The following is a 15,365-nucleotide window of genomic DNA, read 5'->3' on the forward strand; positions in this document are numbered from 1 at the left end:
CCTTACCGTAAAGCACATTGACAGATAAACTTAAATACCTAAGTATTTTGACCCGACAAGAATCACATGTTTGGGGAGAGCCATGACGCAAGCCACCGCCCTTGATGCGGGCGCCGCGCCGGCCGACCGTTCGATCGCCGTCCGCCGCAATTTTGCGCTCGCGATGCTGTTCCTGGTCGGCACGATCAACTTCGTCGACCGCCAGCTGCTGTCGGTGCTCGTCGAACCGATCCGCGCCGATATGCAGTTCAGCGATACGCAGTTCGGCTTGCTCACCGGCCTTGCCTTCGCGCTCTTCTATGCGGCGATGGGCGTCCCGGTCGCGATGATCGCCGACCGGTGGAACCGGGTGAAGCTGATCGGTATCGCCTGCGTGGTGTGGAGCGGCTTCACCGCCGCGTGCGGCATGGTGTCGAACTTCTGGCAACTGGCGCTGATGCGCTTCGGCGTCGGCGCGGGCGAGGCGGGGGGCACCGCCCCGTCGCTGTCGGTGATCGCCGATTATTACCCGCCCGATCGCCGGCCGCTGGCGATCGGCCTGTTCACGCTGAACGGTCCGTTCGGCGTGTTCGTCGGCGCCGCCTTCGGCGCCTGGGCGGCGGCCAACATAGGCTGGCGCAATGCCTTCCTGGTCATCGGCGTCGTCGGTATCCTTGTTGCGCCGCTCTTGATCTGGCTGGTCCGCGAACCCGCGCGCGGCGCCATGGACAAGCAGCAGACGGCCGACGAAGCGCTGCCCTTTCGGCAGAGCCTTGCGATGTTCGTGCGCCGCCGGTCGCTGCGCATGGTGATGGTCGGCAGCGGCCTTGCCGCCTTCGTCAGCTATGGCATGCTCAACTGGATCCCGGCCTTCCTGATGCGCACCCAGGGCATGCCGCTCGATGCGATGGCGACCTGGTTCGCGCCCGCCGCCGGCATTACCTTCGGGATCGGCATCCTCGGCGGCGGCTGGCTGGTCAGCCACGTCGCGAAGCGATCGCCGCGCGCCTATGGATCGATTCCCGCTTTGGCCACCGCCGTCCTGATCCCGAGCTTCGCCGCGGCGCTCCTCGTCGATAGCTGGCAAGTGTCGCTTGCGCTGTTGCTGATCCCGATGGCGGCCTGCACCGCCTATGTCGCCCCGGCGCTGGCGCTGGTGCAGAATCTGACCCCGCCGCGCAGCCGCGCGACGGCCGCGGCGGTGCTGATGCTGATGTTCAACATCGTCGGCCTCGGCCTCGGTCCGCTGTTCATCGGCGTGGTGAGCGATTACCTCAAACCGGCCTATGGTGATGAAAGCTTGCGCTGGGCCTTGCTTGCCATCCTTCCCTTTGCCGTCGCCGCAGGGCTGGCCCAGTTCGCGATGACGCGCCACCTCGATCAGGATTTCGCCGAATGACCGATGTTGCAGGCAAGACGGCGTTCGTCACCGGCGGCGCCAGCGGGCTTGGTCTCGCGACGGCGCGGGCGCTGGCGGACAGGGGCGCGCGGCTGGTCCTCGCCGATATCGACGGAGCGGGGGCGGAAGCGGCGGCGGAAAGCCTGCGCGCCGCGGGGGCCGAGGCGATCGGGTTGCAGCTCGACGTGACCGACGAGGCAAGCTGGGCCGATGCCGGTGCCGCCGCGCAGGCCTTCGGCCCGGTACGCATCCTGTTCAGCAATGCCGGTGTGGGCGGCGGTTCGGGGCCGTTCGAGGATTATGACACCGACGTCTGGCGCTGGAACTATGCCGTCAATGCCCATGCGCATCTTTATGCCTGCCGCACCTTCCTCGGTGCGATGAAGGCATCGGGCGAGGCGAGCCACCTCGTCATCACATCGTCGATGGTTGCGATCGTGCCGCCGCCGATCTCGGTCGCCTATATCAGTTCGAAATATGCGACGCTCGGCATCGCGATGGCGCTGCGCAACGAGCTTGCGGGCACCTGCGTCGATATTTCGGTCCTGATGCCGGGGATGTCGGCGACGCGCATTGTCGAAACGACGCGCGATCTGCGCCCGGCGCAGGTCGAGGTGGGCCGGGCGGCCGCGACCAGCCAGGCCATGCAGGGCGTGCTTGCGGGCGGAATGGACCCGGCAAAGATCGGCGCGCGCGTCGTCCAGGCGATCGAGAATGGCGACTATTGGATTTTCACCCACCCCGAATGGAAGGCGATGGCCGAACTGGTGACGCGCGACATGCTGACAGCCTTCGGCGAATCCGCCGATCCGGATTACAAGGGCGACGATATCGACGGGCTGATCGCGGCCAATGGCGGCCGCATGTTCGGCGCGCGGATTTGAGGAGAGACTGATGAACGAACAGGACGACATTCGCGCCATGGCGACGCGCTTCTTCGACGCGATCGAGCAGGGCGATATCGAAACGATGCAGAACAGTTTCACGCCCGATGCCGAGATATGGCACAATACCGACGAACTGATCGTGACCCCGGCGCAGACGGCGCAGACGCTGACCGGGATGGTCGCGCGCATCAAGGACCGCGAATATGCCGACCGCCGCCTGACCACCTTTCCGGGGGGTTTTGTCCAGCAGCATGTGCTGAAGGGGCGCCGCGTTCACGACGACGGCCCGGTGCGCCTGCCGTGCGCCATCATCTGCGAGGTAGAAAACGGCCGGATCACGCGCCTCGACGAATATTTCGACAGCGCGCACGTCGCCGAATTCCGCAAATTTGCCAACGCCTGAGGAGTCCGTTTCATGCCCGTCTTGCGCCAGGTTCCGCGGTCCGAAGTGACCGACGAGATCGTTCTCGCTTATTATCAGCGCCTGTTCGGCGACCGCGACCCGGTGGCCGAACCCGGTACCGCGACCGGCACGCCGGGCGATTGGTGGACCGTCTATGCGCTGTCGCCCGACATCTTCAAACATGCGGTCGACGGTTTCGCGGTCTATCGCAATCCGGCGCGTTCGATCGACCCGGTGCTGCGCGAGCTTGGGCAGACGCGCGCGGGCTGGGTGAAGGGCAGCCAGTTCGTCTTTTCGCAGCATTGCAAGTCACTGCGCGGTCTGGGGGTCAGCGAAGAGAAGATCGCATCGATCGCCCATTGGCAGGTCGCCGACTGCTATAACGATCAGGAACGCGCCGTCCTCGCCTATGCCGATTGCCTCAGCCAGGCGAACGGCCGCGTCCCGACGGCGGTGTTCGACAAGCTCAAGACCTTCTGGAACGACGAGCAGATTTTCGAATTCACCTACATCACCTGCCTCTATGACATGCACGCGGTCATCACCCGCGCGCTGCGCATGGAGTTCGACGCGCGCGAAGATCCGATCGTCGAGGTCGCGGCCCCCGAAGGCTTCGATGCCGCCGACTTCCTGAGCGCGCCGCGGTCGAAACCCGAATGAGCGACTTCGGCGCGCCCGAGGTCGTCGCCACCGGCCTGCGCTTTCCCGAAGGGCCGGTGCCGATGCCCGACGGGTCGGTGCTGCTCGTCGAGATTGCCCGCGGCACGCTGACCCGCGTCGCCCCGGACGGAAGCCTGTCGATCGTGGCCGAGCTGGGCGGCGGACCCAATGGCGTGGCGATCGGCCCCGATGGTGCTGCCTATGTCTGCAACAATGGCGGGTTCCAGTGGACCCGGGCGGGGCCGCTGCTCTTTCCGGGTCATGCCGCGCACGACGCCGCCTGCGGCTCGATCCAGCGGGTCGACCTCGCCAGCGGGGCGGCGACGACGCTCTACGACAGTTTCGAGGGCGAGCGGCTGAAGGGGCCGAACGACATCGTCTTCGACCGCGATGGCGGCTTCTGGTTCACCGACCATGGTCAGGTGCGCGGCAGCGGCCGCGATCATGGCGCCATCTACTATGCCAGCACCGACGGCTCCTCGATCACGCGCCAGCGCGCCGAGATGATCGGTCCGAACGGCATCGGCCTCTCCCCCGACGGCGGGACGCTCTACGTCAGCGAGACCATGACCGCGCGCGTCTGGGCGATGGAGGTGGTGGCACCGGGCCAGCTCGCGCCGCCGCCGCCGTGGGCGCCGGGGCGGTTCGTCGGTACGCCGCCCGCCTTCCGCCTGCTCGACAGCCTTGCGATCGAGGAAGGCGGCCGCATCTGTGTCGGCACGATGGTCGAAGGCGGCATCACCATCTTCGATCCTGATGGCGGCGGGTCGGAGTTTCTACCGCTCCCCGATATCGGCGTGACCAACATTGCGTTTGGCGGCGCCGATCGGCGCGACGCCTATATCACCGCGTCGACCACCGGGACGCTCTACCGCGTCCGTTGGCCGCGCTCCGGCATAACCGTCAATTAAGTTGACGGTTATGCCGGAAGCTGCTAGAAGGATACTGAGAGGATGGCCATGAAATTCTATAATAGCGTCGGCCCCAATCCCCGTGTCGTGAAACTGTTCATGGCGGAAAAGGGGATCAGCCTGCCCGAGGTCGAGGTTGACCTGCGCGGCGGTGAAAACCGGCGCCCCCCATATAACAGCAGCGTGAACCCGGCGGGGCAGACCCCGGCGCTCGAGCTCGACGACGGAACGGTACTGACCGAGATTACTGCGATCTGCGAATATCTGGAGGAGCGCTTCCCCGATCCGGCGCTGATCGGCACGACGGCCGAGGAGCGCGCGGCGACGCGGATGTGGACGCGGCGCGTCGACCTCAAGATTTGCGAACCACTGACCAACGGCTTTCGCTTTGCGGAGGGACTGCCGCTGTTCGAACCGCGCATGCGCTGTCTGCCCGAAGCCGCGGCGGGGCTGAAGGCGATGGCACAGGACGGGCTCAAATGGCTCGATCCGCTGATCGCCGATCGCGCGTTCATCGCCGGCGACCGCCTGACGCTCGCCGACATCATGCTCTTCGCTTTCCTCGATTTCGGCGCGAGCGTCGGTCAACCGCTCGACCCCGACAACAGGAATATCCTGCGCTGGTACCAGGGCATGAAGGCCCGCCCCAGCGCCAATCCGAACTGAGACGCAAAGGAGACGGACGATGGCAGAAGCGAACAAGGAATTCGAATTTTGCGGGGTCAACCACCTCGCGCTCGTGTGCAAGGACATGGCCAGGACGGTGGAATTCTACCGCGACATTCTGGGCATGCCGCTGACCAAGACGATCGACCTTCCCGGCAATCGCGGCCAGCATTTCTTCTTCGATATCGGCAATGGCGACAGCCTGGCCTTTTTCTGGTTCGACGGTGCGCCCGAAGCGGTGCCGGGAATCTCGGCGCCCGAAGCGCTGCCGACGCAGGGCAATTTCATGTCGGCGCACGGATCGATGAACCATATCGCGATCAACGTGCCCGCCGAGCGCTTCGATGAATATTACGACCGCCTCGTCGAAAAGGGCGTCAAGGTCACCAAGATCCTGAACCACGACAATTCGCCGACGCAATCGTCGGACGAGATGAACGATGATGTGTTCGTCCGTTCGGTCTATTTCTTCGACCCCGACGGCGTGTGCCTCGAATTTGCGGCCTGGACCAAGGTATTCGACGACAGCGACGTCGCGCATGACCCGGTCCGTGCGGACGGAACGAAGGTCGAAGGCATGATCACCGCGCGCAAGCCGGTTCCCGCCGAATAAGCCGAAACCGCGAAACACTCCTCGGGCCCGGCCGCTGTGCCGGGCTCTTTTTGTTGGCGAATCTTAGGCATTCGGCGCGCGGCGCGGCGCCCCGGCGCGGAGGAAATTGCCGAGCGCGACGAACAGCATTTCGCGCGCGTCGCCGCCCAGCAATTCGGCGCTAAGCCAGTCGAACGCCGCGCGGTCGTCGCGACCGGCGGCACCGACCAGCGCCGCGAGCAACGCTTCGTCGAAGCTGGCGCGCGGGCAGCAGGGCGGGGCGACCGCGAAGGGGTCGGGCCAGCAATGAACGATCGCCTCCACGACGAGACGGTAGCGGCGCGCCGCGAGGATGTTGCCCCAGCGCCGTTCGAGTTCGGGCATCGGGTCGCGCTCGCTGCGATGGCACAGCACGCAATAGCGCAGCGCGAGGACCGCCTGCGCCGCATCGACCGGCAGTTCGCGTACGAACGGCTGTTCGGTCAGGCGGCGGACAAGCGTGCTGGCTTCCATCATTCCTCCCATCGATGGCCCAAATCCGCGGCGCATCGGCATGCAGCCCGGTCCCTCCGAAAAAGATGCCGGCTGCCGCAGGGCCGCAGCAGCCGGCAGGAGGGGACTGCGTAAACAGAGCTATTGATAATCATTCGCAAAAACAAGCAAAAAATGAGGCGCCCGCAGGCGCCCCCAAAAAATCCGTGGATTTTTGTCGTTCCGGCGTCAGTCGTCGCCGGCGGGCTTCGACTGGAGCTGGACGTAATTTTCCATTCCCATGCGCTCGATCATCTCGAACTGCTTCTCCAGCTCGTCGACATGATGCTCTTCGCTTTCCAGAATGTCGGCGAACAGATCGCGGCTGACATAGTCGCGCACGCTTTCGCTATGCGCGATCGCGTCCTTGAGCAGCGGGATCGCTTCTTCCTCGAGCGCGAGGTCGGCCTTGAGGATCTCTTCGACCGTTTCGCCGACGCGCAGCCGTCCGAGCAGCTGGAAATTGGGCAGGCCGCCCAGAAAGAGGATGCGGTCGGCCAGCTTGTCGGCGTGCTTCATCTCGTCGATCGATTCCTCGCGCTCGAAATGCGCAAGACGCGCGACGCCCCAATTGTCGAGCATGCGATAGTGCAGCCAATATTGGTTGATCGCCGTCAGCTCGTTCTTGAGCGCTTCGTTGAGAAAATCGATGACCTTGGGGTCGCCCTTCATTGTCCGTCCTGTCCTTGTCGGGTGGGGTGAGAAGACAGGATTATAGGCCCCCCGACCCGTTCAAGCCAAGCTGAAAAGTGGCGGAAATCTTGGAAAAATTCAGGCGGTCGCCGTGATGTCGCTGATGATATTGCGAGCGAAAGGCAGGCATTGACCGCATTTGGGTTTGCGACCCAGTTGCGCATAGGCGGCCTTGGCGCAGCGCAACTGGCCGTCCTTTGCGACGTCGCGCAAATCGCGTTCCCTTATTGCGTTGCAGACACAGACGACCATGTGCGAATCCTTCTCAACAAGGCTGATCTAGGGATAGTGCGAGGGATTCGCAACAGGAAAGTTGCGAGCGGTTCGCATTTCCCTGATGCGGCCGATTTGCCGCGCTGGCCCCTTGCCCGCGCGGCGATTCGCGGGCATAGGCGCGCCCATCCTCCCCGGCCCGAACCCGCCCGGCCGAAACATGAAGGTACGCGCCCATGAAAGTGAATGTCTATGTGACGCTCAAGCCCGGGGTGCTCGACCCGCAGGGCAAGGCGATCCATCATGCGCTCGAAGGGCTGGGCTTCGGCGGCGTGGCCGATGTGCGCGCCGGCCGCTTCATCGAACTCGACGTCGCCGACGGCACCAGCGATGCCGATCTCGACGCGATGTGCGCAAAGCTGCTCGCCAACACGGTGATCGAAAACTACCGCATCGAACGCGCCTGACCACCGCGAAGGAGCCTTGCTCATGAAGACCGCCGTAATCGTCTTTCCCGGCTCCAACTGCGATCGCGACATGGCCGTCGCGCTCGAAACCGTGACCGGCGTCAAGCCCGCGATGGTTTGGCACCGCGAGACGGCGCTTCCGGACGGCACCGATTTCATCGCGCTGCCTGGCGGCTTCTCCTATGGCGATTATCTGCGCTCGGGCGCGATGGCGGCGCGGTCGCCGATCCTGCGCGCCGTCGCCGACGCTGCGACGCGCGGCGTGCCGGTGCTGGGCGTGTGTAACGGCTTTCAGGTGCTGACCGAGGCGCAGTTGCTGCCGGGCGCGCTGATGCGCAACGCGGGCCTCAATTTCGTCTGCCGCACGGTGCCGCTGACTGTCGCCAACAGCCAGTCGCTGTTCACCGCCGCCTATCGCGCGGACGAGACAATCCATATTCCGGTCGCCCATCATGACGGCAATTATTTCGCCGACGCCGACACGCTCGACCGTATCGAGGGCGAGGGGCGCGTGGCCTTTCGCTATGCCGACAGCGTCAACGGCTCGGCACGCGCCATCGCAGGCGTGCTCAACGATGCGGGCAATGTCCTCGGCATGATGCCGCATCCCGAACGCGCGATCGACCGCGCGCATGGTGGCACCGATGGGCTACGCCTGTTCGAAGCTGCGCTCGGCGTTCTCGCCTGATATAGCCGCCGGCGCTGGCGCATCGGCGCGCGGCCCCAGCCAGCGTCCGACGATCAACAGCACCGTCGGCCAGAACATCGTGTTCCAGATATCGTGCCAGTGCGCGGCGTCGGGCTGGATCGCCGAGCGGCCGATCTCGGCCTGAAGGTCGAGCCATTCGCCGCCGCACGCCATGACAAGTACCGCAACCCAGGCGATCAGTCCGCCACCGCGCCGCCGCCAGATCAGCCGCACCGCCAGAAACAGCGCCAGCCCGAAATAGATATGCAGCGCGTCCTTGCCGAGCCCGACCGAGGCGACGATCGACAGCTTGTGCTCCTCGAACAGCGCGGCGAGCAGGGTCAGCGTCACGCGGATCAGACCTTGGCGCGGAAGGGGGTAAAATCGGTTCCCTCGTCAAACACGTCGACGCCCTCGCGGCGCTTGAGCGTGCCGACCACCAGATAGGTGACGGGGGTCAGCGCCGCCTCCCAGGCGGTCTTGATGAACCATTGCGACAGCACGACCTGATAAAGCTGCTCGGGCGGCCAGCCGGCGAGTCCGTAAAAGGCGAGCGGGTAGAAGATCAGGCTGTCGAGCCCCTGGCCGACGATCGTCGAACCGATGGTGCGCATCCACAGATGCCGGCCCCCGGTCCACAGCTTCATGCGCGCGAGGACATAGCTGTTGGCGAATTCGCCGACCCAGAAGGCGGTCATCGAGGCGATGACGATGCGCCAGCTGTTGCCGAACACGAATTCATAGGCCGCTTGCCCCGGCCAGTCGCGCGCCGGCGGCAGCGCGACGACGACCCATGCCATGAACGCCATGAAGACGAGCGCGGCGAACCCGGTCCAGATCACCCGGCGCGCCCGCGCATAGCCATAAACCTCGGTCAGGACGTCGCCGATGATATAGCTGATCGGAAAGAAGAGCACGCCCGCGCCAAAGGCCCATTCGGTGCCCCAGGGCAGGGTGACATAGCTCGGTTTCGATGCCCCGATGATGTTGCTGAGCAGCAGGATCGCGACAAAGGCCGCCATCACCAGATCATAATAGCGGAACTGGTGCACGCTGGCGGCGCGGACGTGCACGGGATGGGCGGGCGGCGGAGACTCGGTCATCGACGCATTGCTTAACCGGCTTTGCAGCCCTCGCAAACCACGCTATTCGCGCGATCCACAGCCTTGGTGCACGCGCCCGTAGCTCAGCTGGATAGAGCACCCGCCTTCTAAGCGGGTGGTCGCAGGTTCGAATCCTGCCGGGCGCGCCATTTTCCGTTGCTCTTTATGGTGCGACATTGCCGCTGGCGTTCGGCTACGACATTTTCGCTCCCACCGGAAACGACCGAAGCGCGACATTCACAGCATCGTCATCCTGAACTTGTTTCAGGATCCATGGTCCGCCATTTCCTTTTGCGCTGCGCCGGACGAAAGCTCCGTCCAAGGATGCTGAAACAAGTTCAGCATGACGAGAAGCGAGGACTATGCGGCGCCACATTTCCGCTCACCCTGAGCTTGTCGAAGGGTGTTCACAGGCCACCCTTCGACAAGCTCAGGGTGAGCGGTTAGGGAAAGTGGCAACGTTCGCTTCCTACCCCGTTCGAGATATCCAGGCATCGCAACGGCGCTCGCCCGCTTCACCCGTGCGGCATTTCATTTATTCACGCACATGTGAGTGAGTGTTGACATCGAAGCGGGCCGCGGTCATAAATCCGGGGCAGAGACGGCTTCGATAAGGTCGTCCAGGAGGGAGAGGTTTCATGAAGGCACCGTTGCTCGTGTCCGCTTCGGCGGTCGCCCTGTTCGCGCTACCCGTTGCTGCCCAGGCCCAGTCGTCCGACGCGCCGCCGCCCGCCGACGAGGCGGCACGGGACGGCGCGCGGCCCAGCGAAGATATCATCGTCACCGCGACGCGCCGTAGCGAACGTCTGCAAGACGTGCCGCTCAGCGTCACGGCGTTCGGCCAGCGCGAGCTCGACGATCTGGGCATCGTCGGTTATGAAGGTATCGCGCAGAATACGCCCGGCATCGTCGTCAACCGTCCGACGCAGAATTTCAACAATTTCACTGCCCGCGGCATCAACACCAACGGCTATTCGGCGGGGCTGCAGAGTGCGGTTGCCATATATGTCGACGAACTGCCGATCTCGGCGAACGGCAATTCGACCATCCTCGATCCCAATCTCTACGACGTCGAGCGCGTCGAGTTTCTGCGCGGGCCGCAGGGGACGCTGTTCGGATCGAACTCGCTGGCGGGTGCGATGCGGATCATTACGAAGAGCCCCGACCTCAACGCGTTTGCCGCATCGGCGAGCGTCGATCTGGGGCTGACGGGATCGAGTTCGCTGCGCCAGCGCTATAATGCGATGGTCAACGTGCCGATCATGCAGGACGAAATGGGTCTTCGCATCACCGGCTATTATCGCAACGAAGACGGCTGGGTCGACAATATCGGCACCGGGATCAAGGATTCGAACAGCCTTGAAGCCTATGGCGGCCGCGCGATCCTGCTGATGCGGCCGAGCGACCGGATGAAGGTGAAGCTGCTCATTTCCTATGAGAACAGCAAGCCCGCCGATTCGGGCCTGATCAACCCAACGCTTGGCAAGTTCGTGCGCAATTCGGACCGGCCCGACCTGTTTCAGGGCAAGCTCACCAACTATAATCTCACGGTCAATTACGAGTTTGATTTCGCCGAGCTGATCAGTTCGACGACGCTGTCGACCTATGATGCGTCCTTCTATGTCGACCTGGCCGGCACCTATGCGCAGGCCTTCCCCTTCGCGCTCGACGCCTATGGTTATGACGATCTGTTCGTTCAGGAAACGCGGCTCGTCTCGCGCGGCGACGGGCCGTTCCAGTGGGTTGCGGGCTTCTTCTATTATGACAAGCGCCGGAGCGTCGATTTCGCCTACCGGTCGAGCCCCGAATATCTAGCAGCGAAGAATATCGTCGGGCTGCCGGACGAATATTATCAGCGCTTCAACAGCTATACCGACCAGAACGAGGTCGCGGGCTTCGGCGAGCTGACCTACAAGTTCAGCGACAAATTCTGGATCACCGGCGGGCTGCGCTACGGCAATACGCAGGTGCAAAGCTTCACCCGCGGCGGCGGCTACAATAGCAATTACCTGACCATCGCCTATTGCCTGTCCTTCCCGGCGGCGTGCGGCTTTTATGTGCCGCCGCTCGCGATCACCTCGATCCCCTATGCCGAGGGGCTGAAGGTTTCGGACGACCGCCTGTCGTGGAAGGCGAGCGCGTCGTGGAAGCCGAGCGAGGATCTGACGACCTATGTCACGGTGTCGACCGGCTTCCGCACCCCGGTGGTCAATGCGCGCGCTGGGCTGGTGAGCACGATCGACCCCAATGATATCGTCATCCCCAGCGGCGCCCGTTCGGACAGCGTGACCAACTATGAGGCCGGACTAAAGGGCCGGTGGCTGGGCGGCGATCTGACCGCCAATCTGGCCGCCTACTATATCGACTGGAAGAATATCCAGGTCCAGGCGAACCGCGTGTCGGATTCGATCCAGTTCGCGACCAATATCGGGGGCGCCGAAAGCTATGGTCTGGAGTTCGAGATCATGGCGCGGCCCATCCAGGGCCTCAGCCTCGCGGTCAACGGATCGTTCAATGAGGCGAAGGTTACCAAGCTGACGGCGGTCGAGGCGGCCATTTCGGGCGCCGAAGTCGGCACCCGGCTGGCCTCGCCCCATTTCCAGGGCTCGGCAACGCTGCGCTATGATTTCCAGATGGCCGGCAGCAACAGCGGCTTCGGCGCGGTGAACGTGTCGCATGCGGGGTCATTCCCCAACCAGTTCCCGAACGTGCCGGGCAAGCCCAATGTGGTCAGCCCGACCTTCGATTATACCGAGGCCTGGACCAACGTGAACCTTTACGCGGGGGTCAAGATCGGCGCGCTCGGGCTGACCGCCTATGTCGAAAATCTCTTCAACGACAGTTCGATCACCTACGTCCATCCCGAAGCCTTCCTCGACGGTCGCTACGCCCGGATGCGCCCGCGCACCGTCGGCGTTCGCGCGGACTATCGCTTCTGATCGGCCGGAGCAGGAGAGACATCATGCCCCGCTTGCGGATCTGCGCGCTCGCGCTCTCGCTTCTTCTCCCGGCCCCGATCGCGGCGGCGGCGGATGCCGATCCGCTGGTCGCGGCCCCCGCGGGCAGCGTGCGCGGCGTAGTGGAACGCGACGTCCGCATATTCCGCGGCATTCCCTATGCCCAGGCCCCCGTCGGGGAGCGCCGCTGGCGCCCCCCGGTGGCGGCGGCGGACTGGGACGGGGTGCGTGACGCAAGTCAGTTCGGTGCCGCGTGCATGCAGCCCAAGCCGCGCGCCGGGAATATCTATGCGGGAAGCTTGCCCGCGATGAGCGAGGATTGCCTGTCGCTCAACGTCTGGGCGCCCGAAAATGCGAAAAATGCGCCGGTGTTCGTTTGGATACACGGCGGATCGCTGATGGCGGGATCGGGTGCCGAACCGATTTATGACGGCAGCGCGCTGGCGCGGCGCGGGATTGTCGTGGTGACGATCAACTACCGGCTCGGCATGTTCGGCTATTTCGCGCACCCGGCGCTCAGCGCCGAGGCGCCCGATCATGTGTCGGGCAATTACGGCCTGCTCGACCAGATTGCGGCGCTGCAATGGGTGAAGCGCAACATCGGCGCCTTCGGGGGCAATGCGGCGAATGTCACCGTCGCGGGCGAATCGGCCGGTGCGCTCAGCGTGATGTATCTGATGACGGCACCCGCTGCGCGCGGCCTGTTCGCCAAGGCGGTGGCACAGAGCGCCTATATGGTGTCGGCACCCGCACTGCGCGACCGGGTCAACGGCATGGTTCCGGCCGAAGAGCAGGGGAGTGATCTGGCCGCCAAGCTTGGGGCGACCGATCTTGCGGCGCTGCGGGCGCTGCCCGCCGAGACGATCGCCGACAAGGTGCCGACGACGGGCTATTTCCCCTTTCCGGCGATCGACGGCAAGACGGTGCCGCGCCAGCTCGTCGACAGCTTCGATCGCGGTGAACAGGCGCCGGTGCCGATATTGGCGGGTTTCAACAGCGGCGAAATCCGGTCGCTGCGCTTTCTCTTGCCGAAGCCGCCGGCCGATGCGGCCGCTTATCAGGCGGCGGTTCGCGCTGGCTATGGCGAGTTCGCCGACATGTTCCTCGCGCGCTATCCGGCCAAGAACATCGACGAAAGCATGCTCGCGGCGACGCGCGATGCGATGTACGGCTGGACCGCCGAGCGGCTGGTTTCCGACCAGGCGGCGGCGGGGAAGGGAGCCTATTTCTATCTCTTCGATCATGGCTATCCCGCGACCCAGGAGTGGAATCTCCACGCCTTTCACGCCTCCGAACTGCCCTATGTATTCGGCACCGCGTCGCGGACCCCGCCGCTGTGGCCGAAAATTCCCGACACGCTGGCCGAGCGCAAGCTCAGCGAAGCGATGGGCGATTATTGGGCGAGCTTCGCCGCCACCGGCAAGCCCCAGGCCAAGGGTTGGCCGGACTGGCCCGACTATACCGACGATCGCGGCTTTCTGCATTTCGCGGATACACCGCGCGCTGGCCACAATCTCTTCCCCGGCACCGCGGCGCTGCACGAGGCGGTGGTCTGCCGCCGCCGCGCGGCGGGCGATATAGCGTGGAACTGGAACGTCGGCATCATCGCGCCGCCGTTGTCGCCGAAGGCCGAGGGGTGCCAATGATCGACGGTTCGATGCAGTCCTATGCCCTGACGCTCGACAAATTCCTCTCCCATGCCGCGAAATGGCATCCCGGCGCCGAAGTGGTGTCGGCGGGACTGGACGGCGGCGTGCGGCGCATTGCCTATGCGGTGCTGCGGGACCGTGCGCTGCGCGTTTCAGCGGCGCTGGCGGCGCTCGGGATCGCAATGGGCGCGCGCGTCGCGACGCTGGCCTGGAATACGCAGGGCCATGTCGAGGCGTGGTACGGCATCATGGGGATGGGCGCGATCTGTCACACGCTCAACCCGCGCCTGACCCCGGCGCAGCTCGGGTCGATGCTGCGCCAGTCGGAAGCGTCGGTGCTGCTGGCGAGCGCCGACCTTCTGGGTCTGGCGCGCGATGCGACGCGCGGCCTCGGCGCGCCGCCGCGCATTCTTTTGCTCGACGAGGCCGAAGGGGAGGATGCGCTCGAACCGCATATCATTGGCGCGGCCGCCGATGTGCCGTGGGGCGATTTCGACGAGAATACCCCGTCGGGGCTGTGCTTTACATCGGGCAGCACGGGCGCGCCAAAGGGCGTCACCTACACGCATCGTGGTTGCTATCTTCACACGATGCGCCAGCTTCAGGCCGACGTTCTCGGCATTACCGCGCGCGATGCGGTGATGCCCGTCGTGCCGATGTTCCATGCCAATGCGTGGGGAATTCCCTTCACCGCACCGGCCGTCGGCGCCAAGCTGGTGCTGCCCGGACGGCACAGCGACGGCGCGCATCTTGCCCGGCTGATCCGGGCCGAAGGCGTTACCGCGGCGGTCGGCGTGCCGACGGTGTGGCTGGGGCTAGTCGAGCATCTGGAGGCCGAGGGCGGCGAGGTGCCGACGCTTGAGCGTATCCTGGTCGGCGGGTCGTCGATGCCGCCGGCGCTGATGGACCGGATCGAACGGCGGCTGGGTGTCGAGGTGCAGACGAGCTGGGGCATGACGGAGTTGTCGCCGCTGGGGACGGCGGCGCTGCCGGGCGACCCGGCACGGCGACCGGATCTGTCGGGGCGCCCCGCGATGGGCATCGACCTGCTGCTCACCGACGGTAACGGACGGGCGCTCGCCGAGCAGCGCGGTGCCGAGGGGCATTTGCGCGTGCGCGGCGGTTCGGTCGTGGAACGCTATTTCGGGCAGAGCGAGCCGGCGACCGATGCCGACGGCTGGTTCGACACCGGCGACCTCGCGCGGATCGACGCCGGGGGCAATCTGACCATTACCGGGCGCGCCAAGGATCTGATCAAATCGGGCGGCGAGTGGATCAATCCCGCCGAGATCGAGGCGATCGTCGCGGGGCTGCCACAAGTGTCGCTCGCCGCGGTGATCGGACGCAGCGATCCCAAATGGGGCGAGCGGCCGATCCTGCTCGTCGAAACCTGCGACGATGCGATCAGCGATGCCGATCTGCTGGGTTCGCTCGATGGCCGCGTCGCATCCTGGTGGGTTCCCGATGCCGTCGTGCGTCTGGCCGCGATGCCGCTCGCACCGACGGGCAAGATCGACAAAATGCAATTGCGGGCGGAATATGGACAGGTGTAGGCCCACGCGGTCGC

The 15,365-nt window shown here is 64.9% G+C and carries 17 protein-coding genes and 1 tRNA gene; 13 read left to right on the forward strand and 5 right to left on the reverse strand.

Translation table 11 applies throughout. The annotated features are described in order from the left end of the window. Positions 1-82 precede the first annotated feature (82 nt). The 7 genes from P1IM2_RS15110 to P1IM2_RS15140 are packed head-to-tail and all read left to right on the forward strand — an operon-like array spanning position 83 to position 5,518. On the forward strand, positions 83-1,378 hold the full coding sequence (locus P1IM2_RS15110) for a spinster family MFS transporter (RefSeq protein ID WP_186402959.1): 1,296 nt from the start codon (positions 83-85) through the stop codon (positions 1,376-1,378). Further along, on the forward strand, positions 1,375-2,262 hold the full coding sequence (locus P1IM2_RS15115; RefSeq protein WP_062901860.1) for an SDR family NAD(P)-dependent oxidoreductase: 888 nt from the start codon (positions 1,375-1,377) through the stop codon (positions 2,260-2,262). Before P1IM2_RS15110 ends, P1IM2_RS15115 begins: the two co-directional genes overlap by 4 nt. 10 nt (positions 2,263-2,272) lie before the next feature. Next, positions 2,273-2,668, forward strand: a complete 396-nt coding sequence (locus P1IM2_RS15120; protein WP_058812519.1) for a nuclear transport factor 2 family protein — start codon at positions 2,273-2,275, stop codon at positions 2,666-2,668. Positions 2,669-2,680: 12 nt separating this feature from the next. Further along, a complete protein-coding gene (locus P1IM2_RS15125; RefSeq protein ID WP_058812518.1) occupies positions 2,681-3,328 on the forward strand; it encodes a carboxymuconolactone decarboxylase family protein in 648 nt (215 codons plus the stop codon). Continuing rightward, on the forward strand, positions 3,325-4,239 hold the full coding sequence (locus P1IM2_RS15130; protein WP_062901861.1) for an SMP-30/gluconolactonase/LRE family protein: 915 nt from the start codon (positions 3,325-3,327) through the stop codon (positions 4,237-4,239). Before P1IM2_RS15125 ends, P1IM2_RS15130 begins: the two co-directional genes overlap by 4 nt. Before the next feature lie 48 nt (positions 4,240-4,287). Further along, on the forward strand, positions 4,288-4,905 hold the full coding sequence (locus P1IM2_RS15135; RefSeq protein ID WP_062901862.1) for a glutathione S-transferase family protein: 618 nt from the start codon (positions 4,288-4,290) through the stop codon (positions 4,903-4,905). 19 nt (positions 4,906-4,924) lie between these two features. Further along, positions 4,925-5,518, forward strand: coding sequence for a VOC family protein (locus tag P1IM2_RS15140; RefSeq protein ID WP_058812516.1), 594 nt, complete (start codon positions 4,925-4,927; stop codon positions 5,516-5,518). A gap of 63 nt (positions 5,519-5,581) precedes the next feature. On the opposite strand, the gene P1IM2_RS15145 is transcribed toward P1IM2_RS15140, so the two are convergent. The 3 genes from P1IM2_RS15145 to P1IM2_RS15155 form a co-directional block, all read right to left on the reverse strand. Beyond that, positions 5,582-6,013: an addiction module antidote protein gene (locus P1IM2_RS15145; protein WP_238929634.1), complete on the reverse strand. Its 432-nt coding sequence runs from the start codon at positions 6,011-6,013 to the stop codon at positions 5,582-5,584. Positions 6,014-6,217: 204 nt separating this feature from the next. Beyond that, positions 6,218-6,700 carry a bacterioferritin gene (gene bfr / locus P1IM2_RS15150; protein ID WP_003049525.1) on the reverse strand — a complete coding sequence of 161 codons (483 nt, stop codon included), beginning with the start codon at positions 6,698-6,700 and terminating at the stop codon, positions 6,218-6,220. Positions 6,701-6,799: 99 nt separating this feature from the next. Next, positions 6,800-6,973 (reverse strand): bacterioferritin-associated ferredoxin, encoded by a 174-nt coding sequence (locus P1IM2_RS15155; RefSeq protein WP_003049527.1) that lies wholly within the window; start codon positions 6,971-6,973, stop codon positions 6,800-6,802. Between the two features lie 197 nt (positions 6,974-7,170). Here P1IM2_RS15155 and purS point away from each other — a divergent pair, with 197 nt between their 5' ends. Then, a complete protein-coding gene (purS, locus tag P1IM2_RS15160; RefSeq protein WP_058812514.1) occupies positions 7,171-7,401 on the forward strand; it encodes a phosphoribosylformylglycinamidine synthase subunit PurS in 231 nt (76 codons plus the stop codon). Between the two features lie 22 nt (positions 7,402-7,423). Then, positions 7,424-8,089, forward strand: coding sequence for a phosphoribosylformylglycinamidine synthase subunit PurQ (gene purQ, locus P1IM2_RS15165; protein ID WP_186402960.1), 666 nt, complete (start codon positions 7,424-7,426; stop codon positions 8,087-8,089). On the opposite strand, the gene P1IM2_RS15170 is transcribed toward purQ, so the two are convergent. Continuing rightward, on the reverse strand, positions 8,051-8,440 hold the full coding sequence (locus P1IM2_RS15170) for a hypothetical protein (protein ID WP_062901865.1): 390 nt from the start codon (positions 8,438-8,440) through the stop codon (positions 8,051-8,053). The two genes, purQ and P1IM2_RS15170, sit on opposite strands and share 39 nt — an antisense overlap. Positions 8,441-8,445: 5 nt before the next feature. Continuing rightward, a complete protein-coding gene (locus P1IM2_RS15175; RefSeq protein ID WP_062901866.1) occupies positions 8,446-9,192 on the reverse strand; it encodes a queuosine precursor transporter in 747 nt (248 codons plus the stop codon). A gap of 72 nt (positions 9,193-9,264) precedes the next feature. On the opposite strand from P1IM2_RS15175, the gene P1IM2_RS15180 reads away from it, so the two are divergent. The 4 genes from P1IM2_RS15180 to P1IM2_RS15195 all read left to right on the forward strand — a co-directional run bounded on the left by P1IM2_RS15180 (position 9,265) and on the right by P1IM2_RS15195 (position 15,351). Further along, positions 9,265-9,341: transfer RNA gene (locus P1IM2_RS15180), tRNA-Arg, on the forward strand. A 489-nt stretch (positions 9,342-9,830) separates the two neighbouring features. After that, the gene (locus P1IM2_RS15185; RefSeq protein ID WP_062900790.1) at positions 9,831-12,131 is read left to right on the forward strand and encodes a TonB-dependent receptor; all 2,301 of its coding nucleotides are present in this window, start codon (positions 9,831-9,833) and stop codon (positions 12,129-12,131) included. Positions 12,132-12,154: 23 nt separating this feature from the next. Beyond that, positions 12,155-13,795: a carboxylesterase/lipase family protein gene (locus tag P1IM2_RS15190; RefSeq protein ID WP_062900789.1), complete on the forward strand. Its 1,641-nt coding sequence runs from the start codon at positions 12,155-12,157 to the stop codon at positions 13,793-13,795. Continuing rightward, positions 13,792-15,351 carry an AMP-binding protein gene (locus P1IM2_RS15195; protein WP_062902985.1) on the forward strand — a complete coding sequence of 520 codons (1,560 nt, stop codon included), beginning with the start codon at positions 13,792-13,794 and terminating at the stop codon, positions 15,349-15,351. Before P1IM2_RS15190 ends, P1IM2_RS15195 begins: the two co-directional genes overlap by 4 nt. The last annotated feature ends 14 nt before the right edge of the window (positions 15,352-15,365 follow it).

Origin of the sequence: Sphingopyxis sp. P1IMeth2 (genome assembly GCF_900185685.1) — a bacterium.
GTDB lineage: Bacteria > Pseudomonadota > Alphaproteobacteria > Sphingomonadales > Sphingomonadaceae > Sphingopyxis > Sphingopyxis terrae_A.

What these genes read in the sequence shown, in the direction of transcription:
- P1IM2_RS15110 (WP_186402959.1), top strand. Translation starts at nt 83, where the DNA reads ATGACGCAAGCCACCGCCCTTGATGCGGGCGCCGCGCCGGCCGACCGT.
- P1IM2_RS15115 (WP_062901860.1), top strand. Translation starts at nt 1,375, where the DNA reads ATGACCGATGTTGCAGGCAAGACGGCGTTCGTCACCGGCGGCGCCAGC.
- P1IM2_RS15120 (WP_058812519.1), top strand. Translation starts at nt 2,273, where the DNA reads ATGAACGAACAGGACGACATTCGCGCCATGGCGACGCGCTTCTTCGAC.
- P1IM2_RS15125 (WP_058812518.1), top strand. Translation starts at nt 2,681, where the DNA reads ATGCCCGTCTTGCGCCAGGTTCCGCGGTCCGAAGTGACCGACGAGATC.
- P1IM2_RS15130 (WP_062901861.1), top strand. Translation starts at nt 3,325, where the DNA reads ATGAGCGACTTCGGCGCGCCCGAGGTCGTCGCCACCGGCCTGCGCTTT.
- P1IM2_RS15135 (WP_062901862.1), top strand. Translation starts at nt 4,288, where the DNA reads ATGAAATTCTATAATAGCGTCGGCCCCAATCCCCGTGTCGTGAAACTG.
- P1IM2_RS15140 (WP_058812516.1), top strand. Translation starts at nt 4,925, where the DNA reads ATGGCAGAAGCGAACAAGGAATTCGAATTTTGCGGGGTCAACCACCTC.
- P1IM2_RS15145 (WP_238929634.1), bottom strand. Translation starts at nt 6,013, where the DNA reads ATGATGGAAGCCAGCACGCTTGTCCGCCGCCTGACCGAACAGCCGTTC.
- bfr (WP_003049525.1), bottom strand. Translation starts at nt 6,700, where the DNA reads ATGAAGGGCGACCCCAAGGTCATCGATTTTCTCAACGAAGCGCTCAAG.
- P1IM2_RS15155 (WP_003049527.1), bottom strand. Translation starts at nt 6,973, where the DNA reads ATGGTCGTCTGTGTCTGCAACGCAATAAGGGAACGCGATTTGCGCGAC.
- purS (WP_058812514.1), top strand. Translation starts at nt 7,171, where the DNA reads ATGAAAGTGAATGTCTATGTGACGCTCAAGCCCGGGGTGCTCGACCCG.
- purQ (WP_186402960.1), top strand. Translation starts at nt 7,424, where the DNA reads ATGAAGACCGCCGTAATCGTCTTTCCCGGCTCCAACTGCGATCGCGAC.
- P1IM2_RS15175 (WP_062901866.1), bottom strand. Translation starts at nt 9,192, where the DNA reads ATGACCGAGTCTCCGCCGCCCGCCCATCCCGTGCACGTCCGCGCCGCC.
- P1IM2_RS15185 (WP_062900790.1), top strand. Translation starts at nt 9,831, where the DNA reads ATGAAGGCACCGTTGCTCGTGTCCGCTTCGGCGGTCGCCCTGTTCGCG.
- P1IM2_RS15190 (WP_062900789.1), top strand. Translation starts at nt 12,155, where the DNA reads ATGCCCCGCTTGCGGATCTGCGCGCTCGCGCTCTCGCTTCTTCTCCCG.
- P1IM2_RS15195 (WP_062902985.1), top strand. Translation starts at nt 13,792, where the DNA reads ATGATCGACGGTTCGATGCAGTCCTATGCCCTGACGCTCGACAAATTC.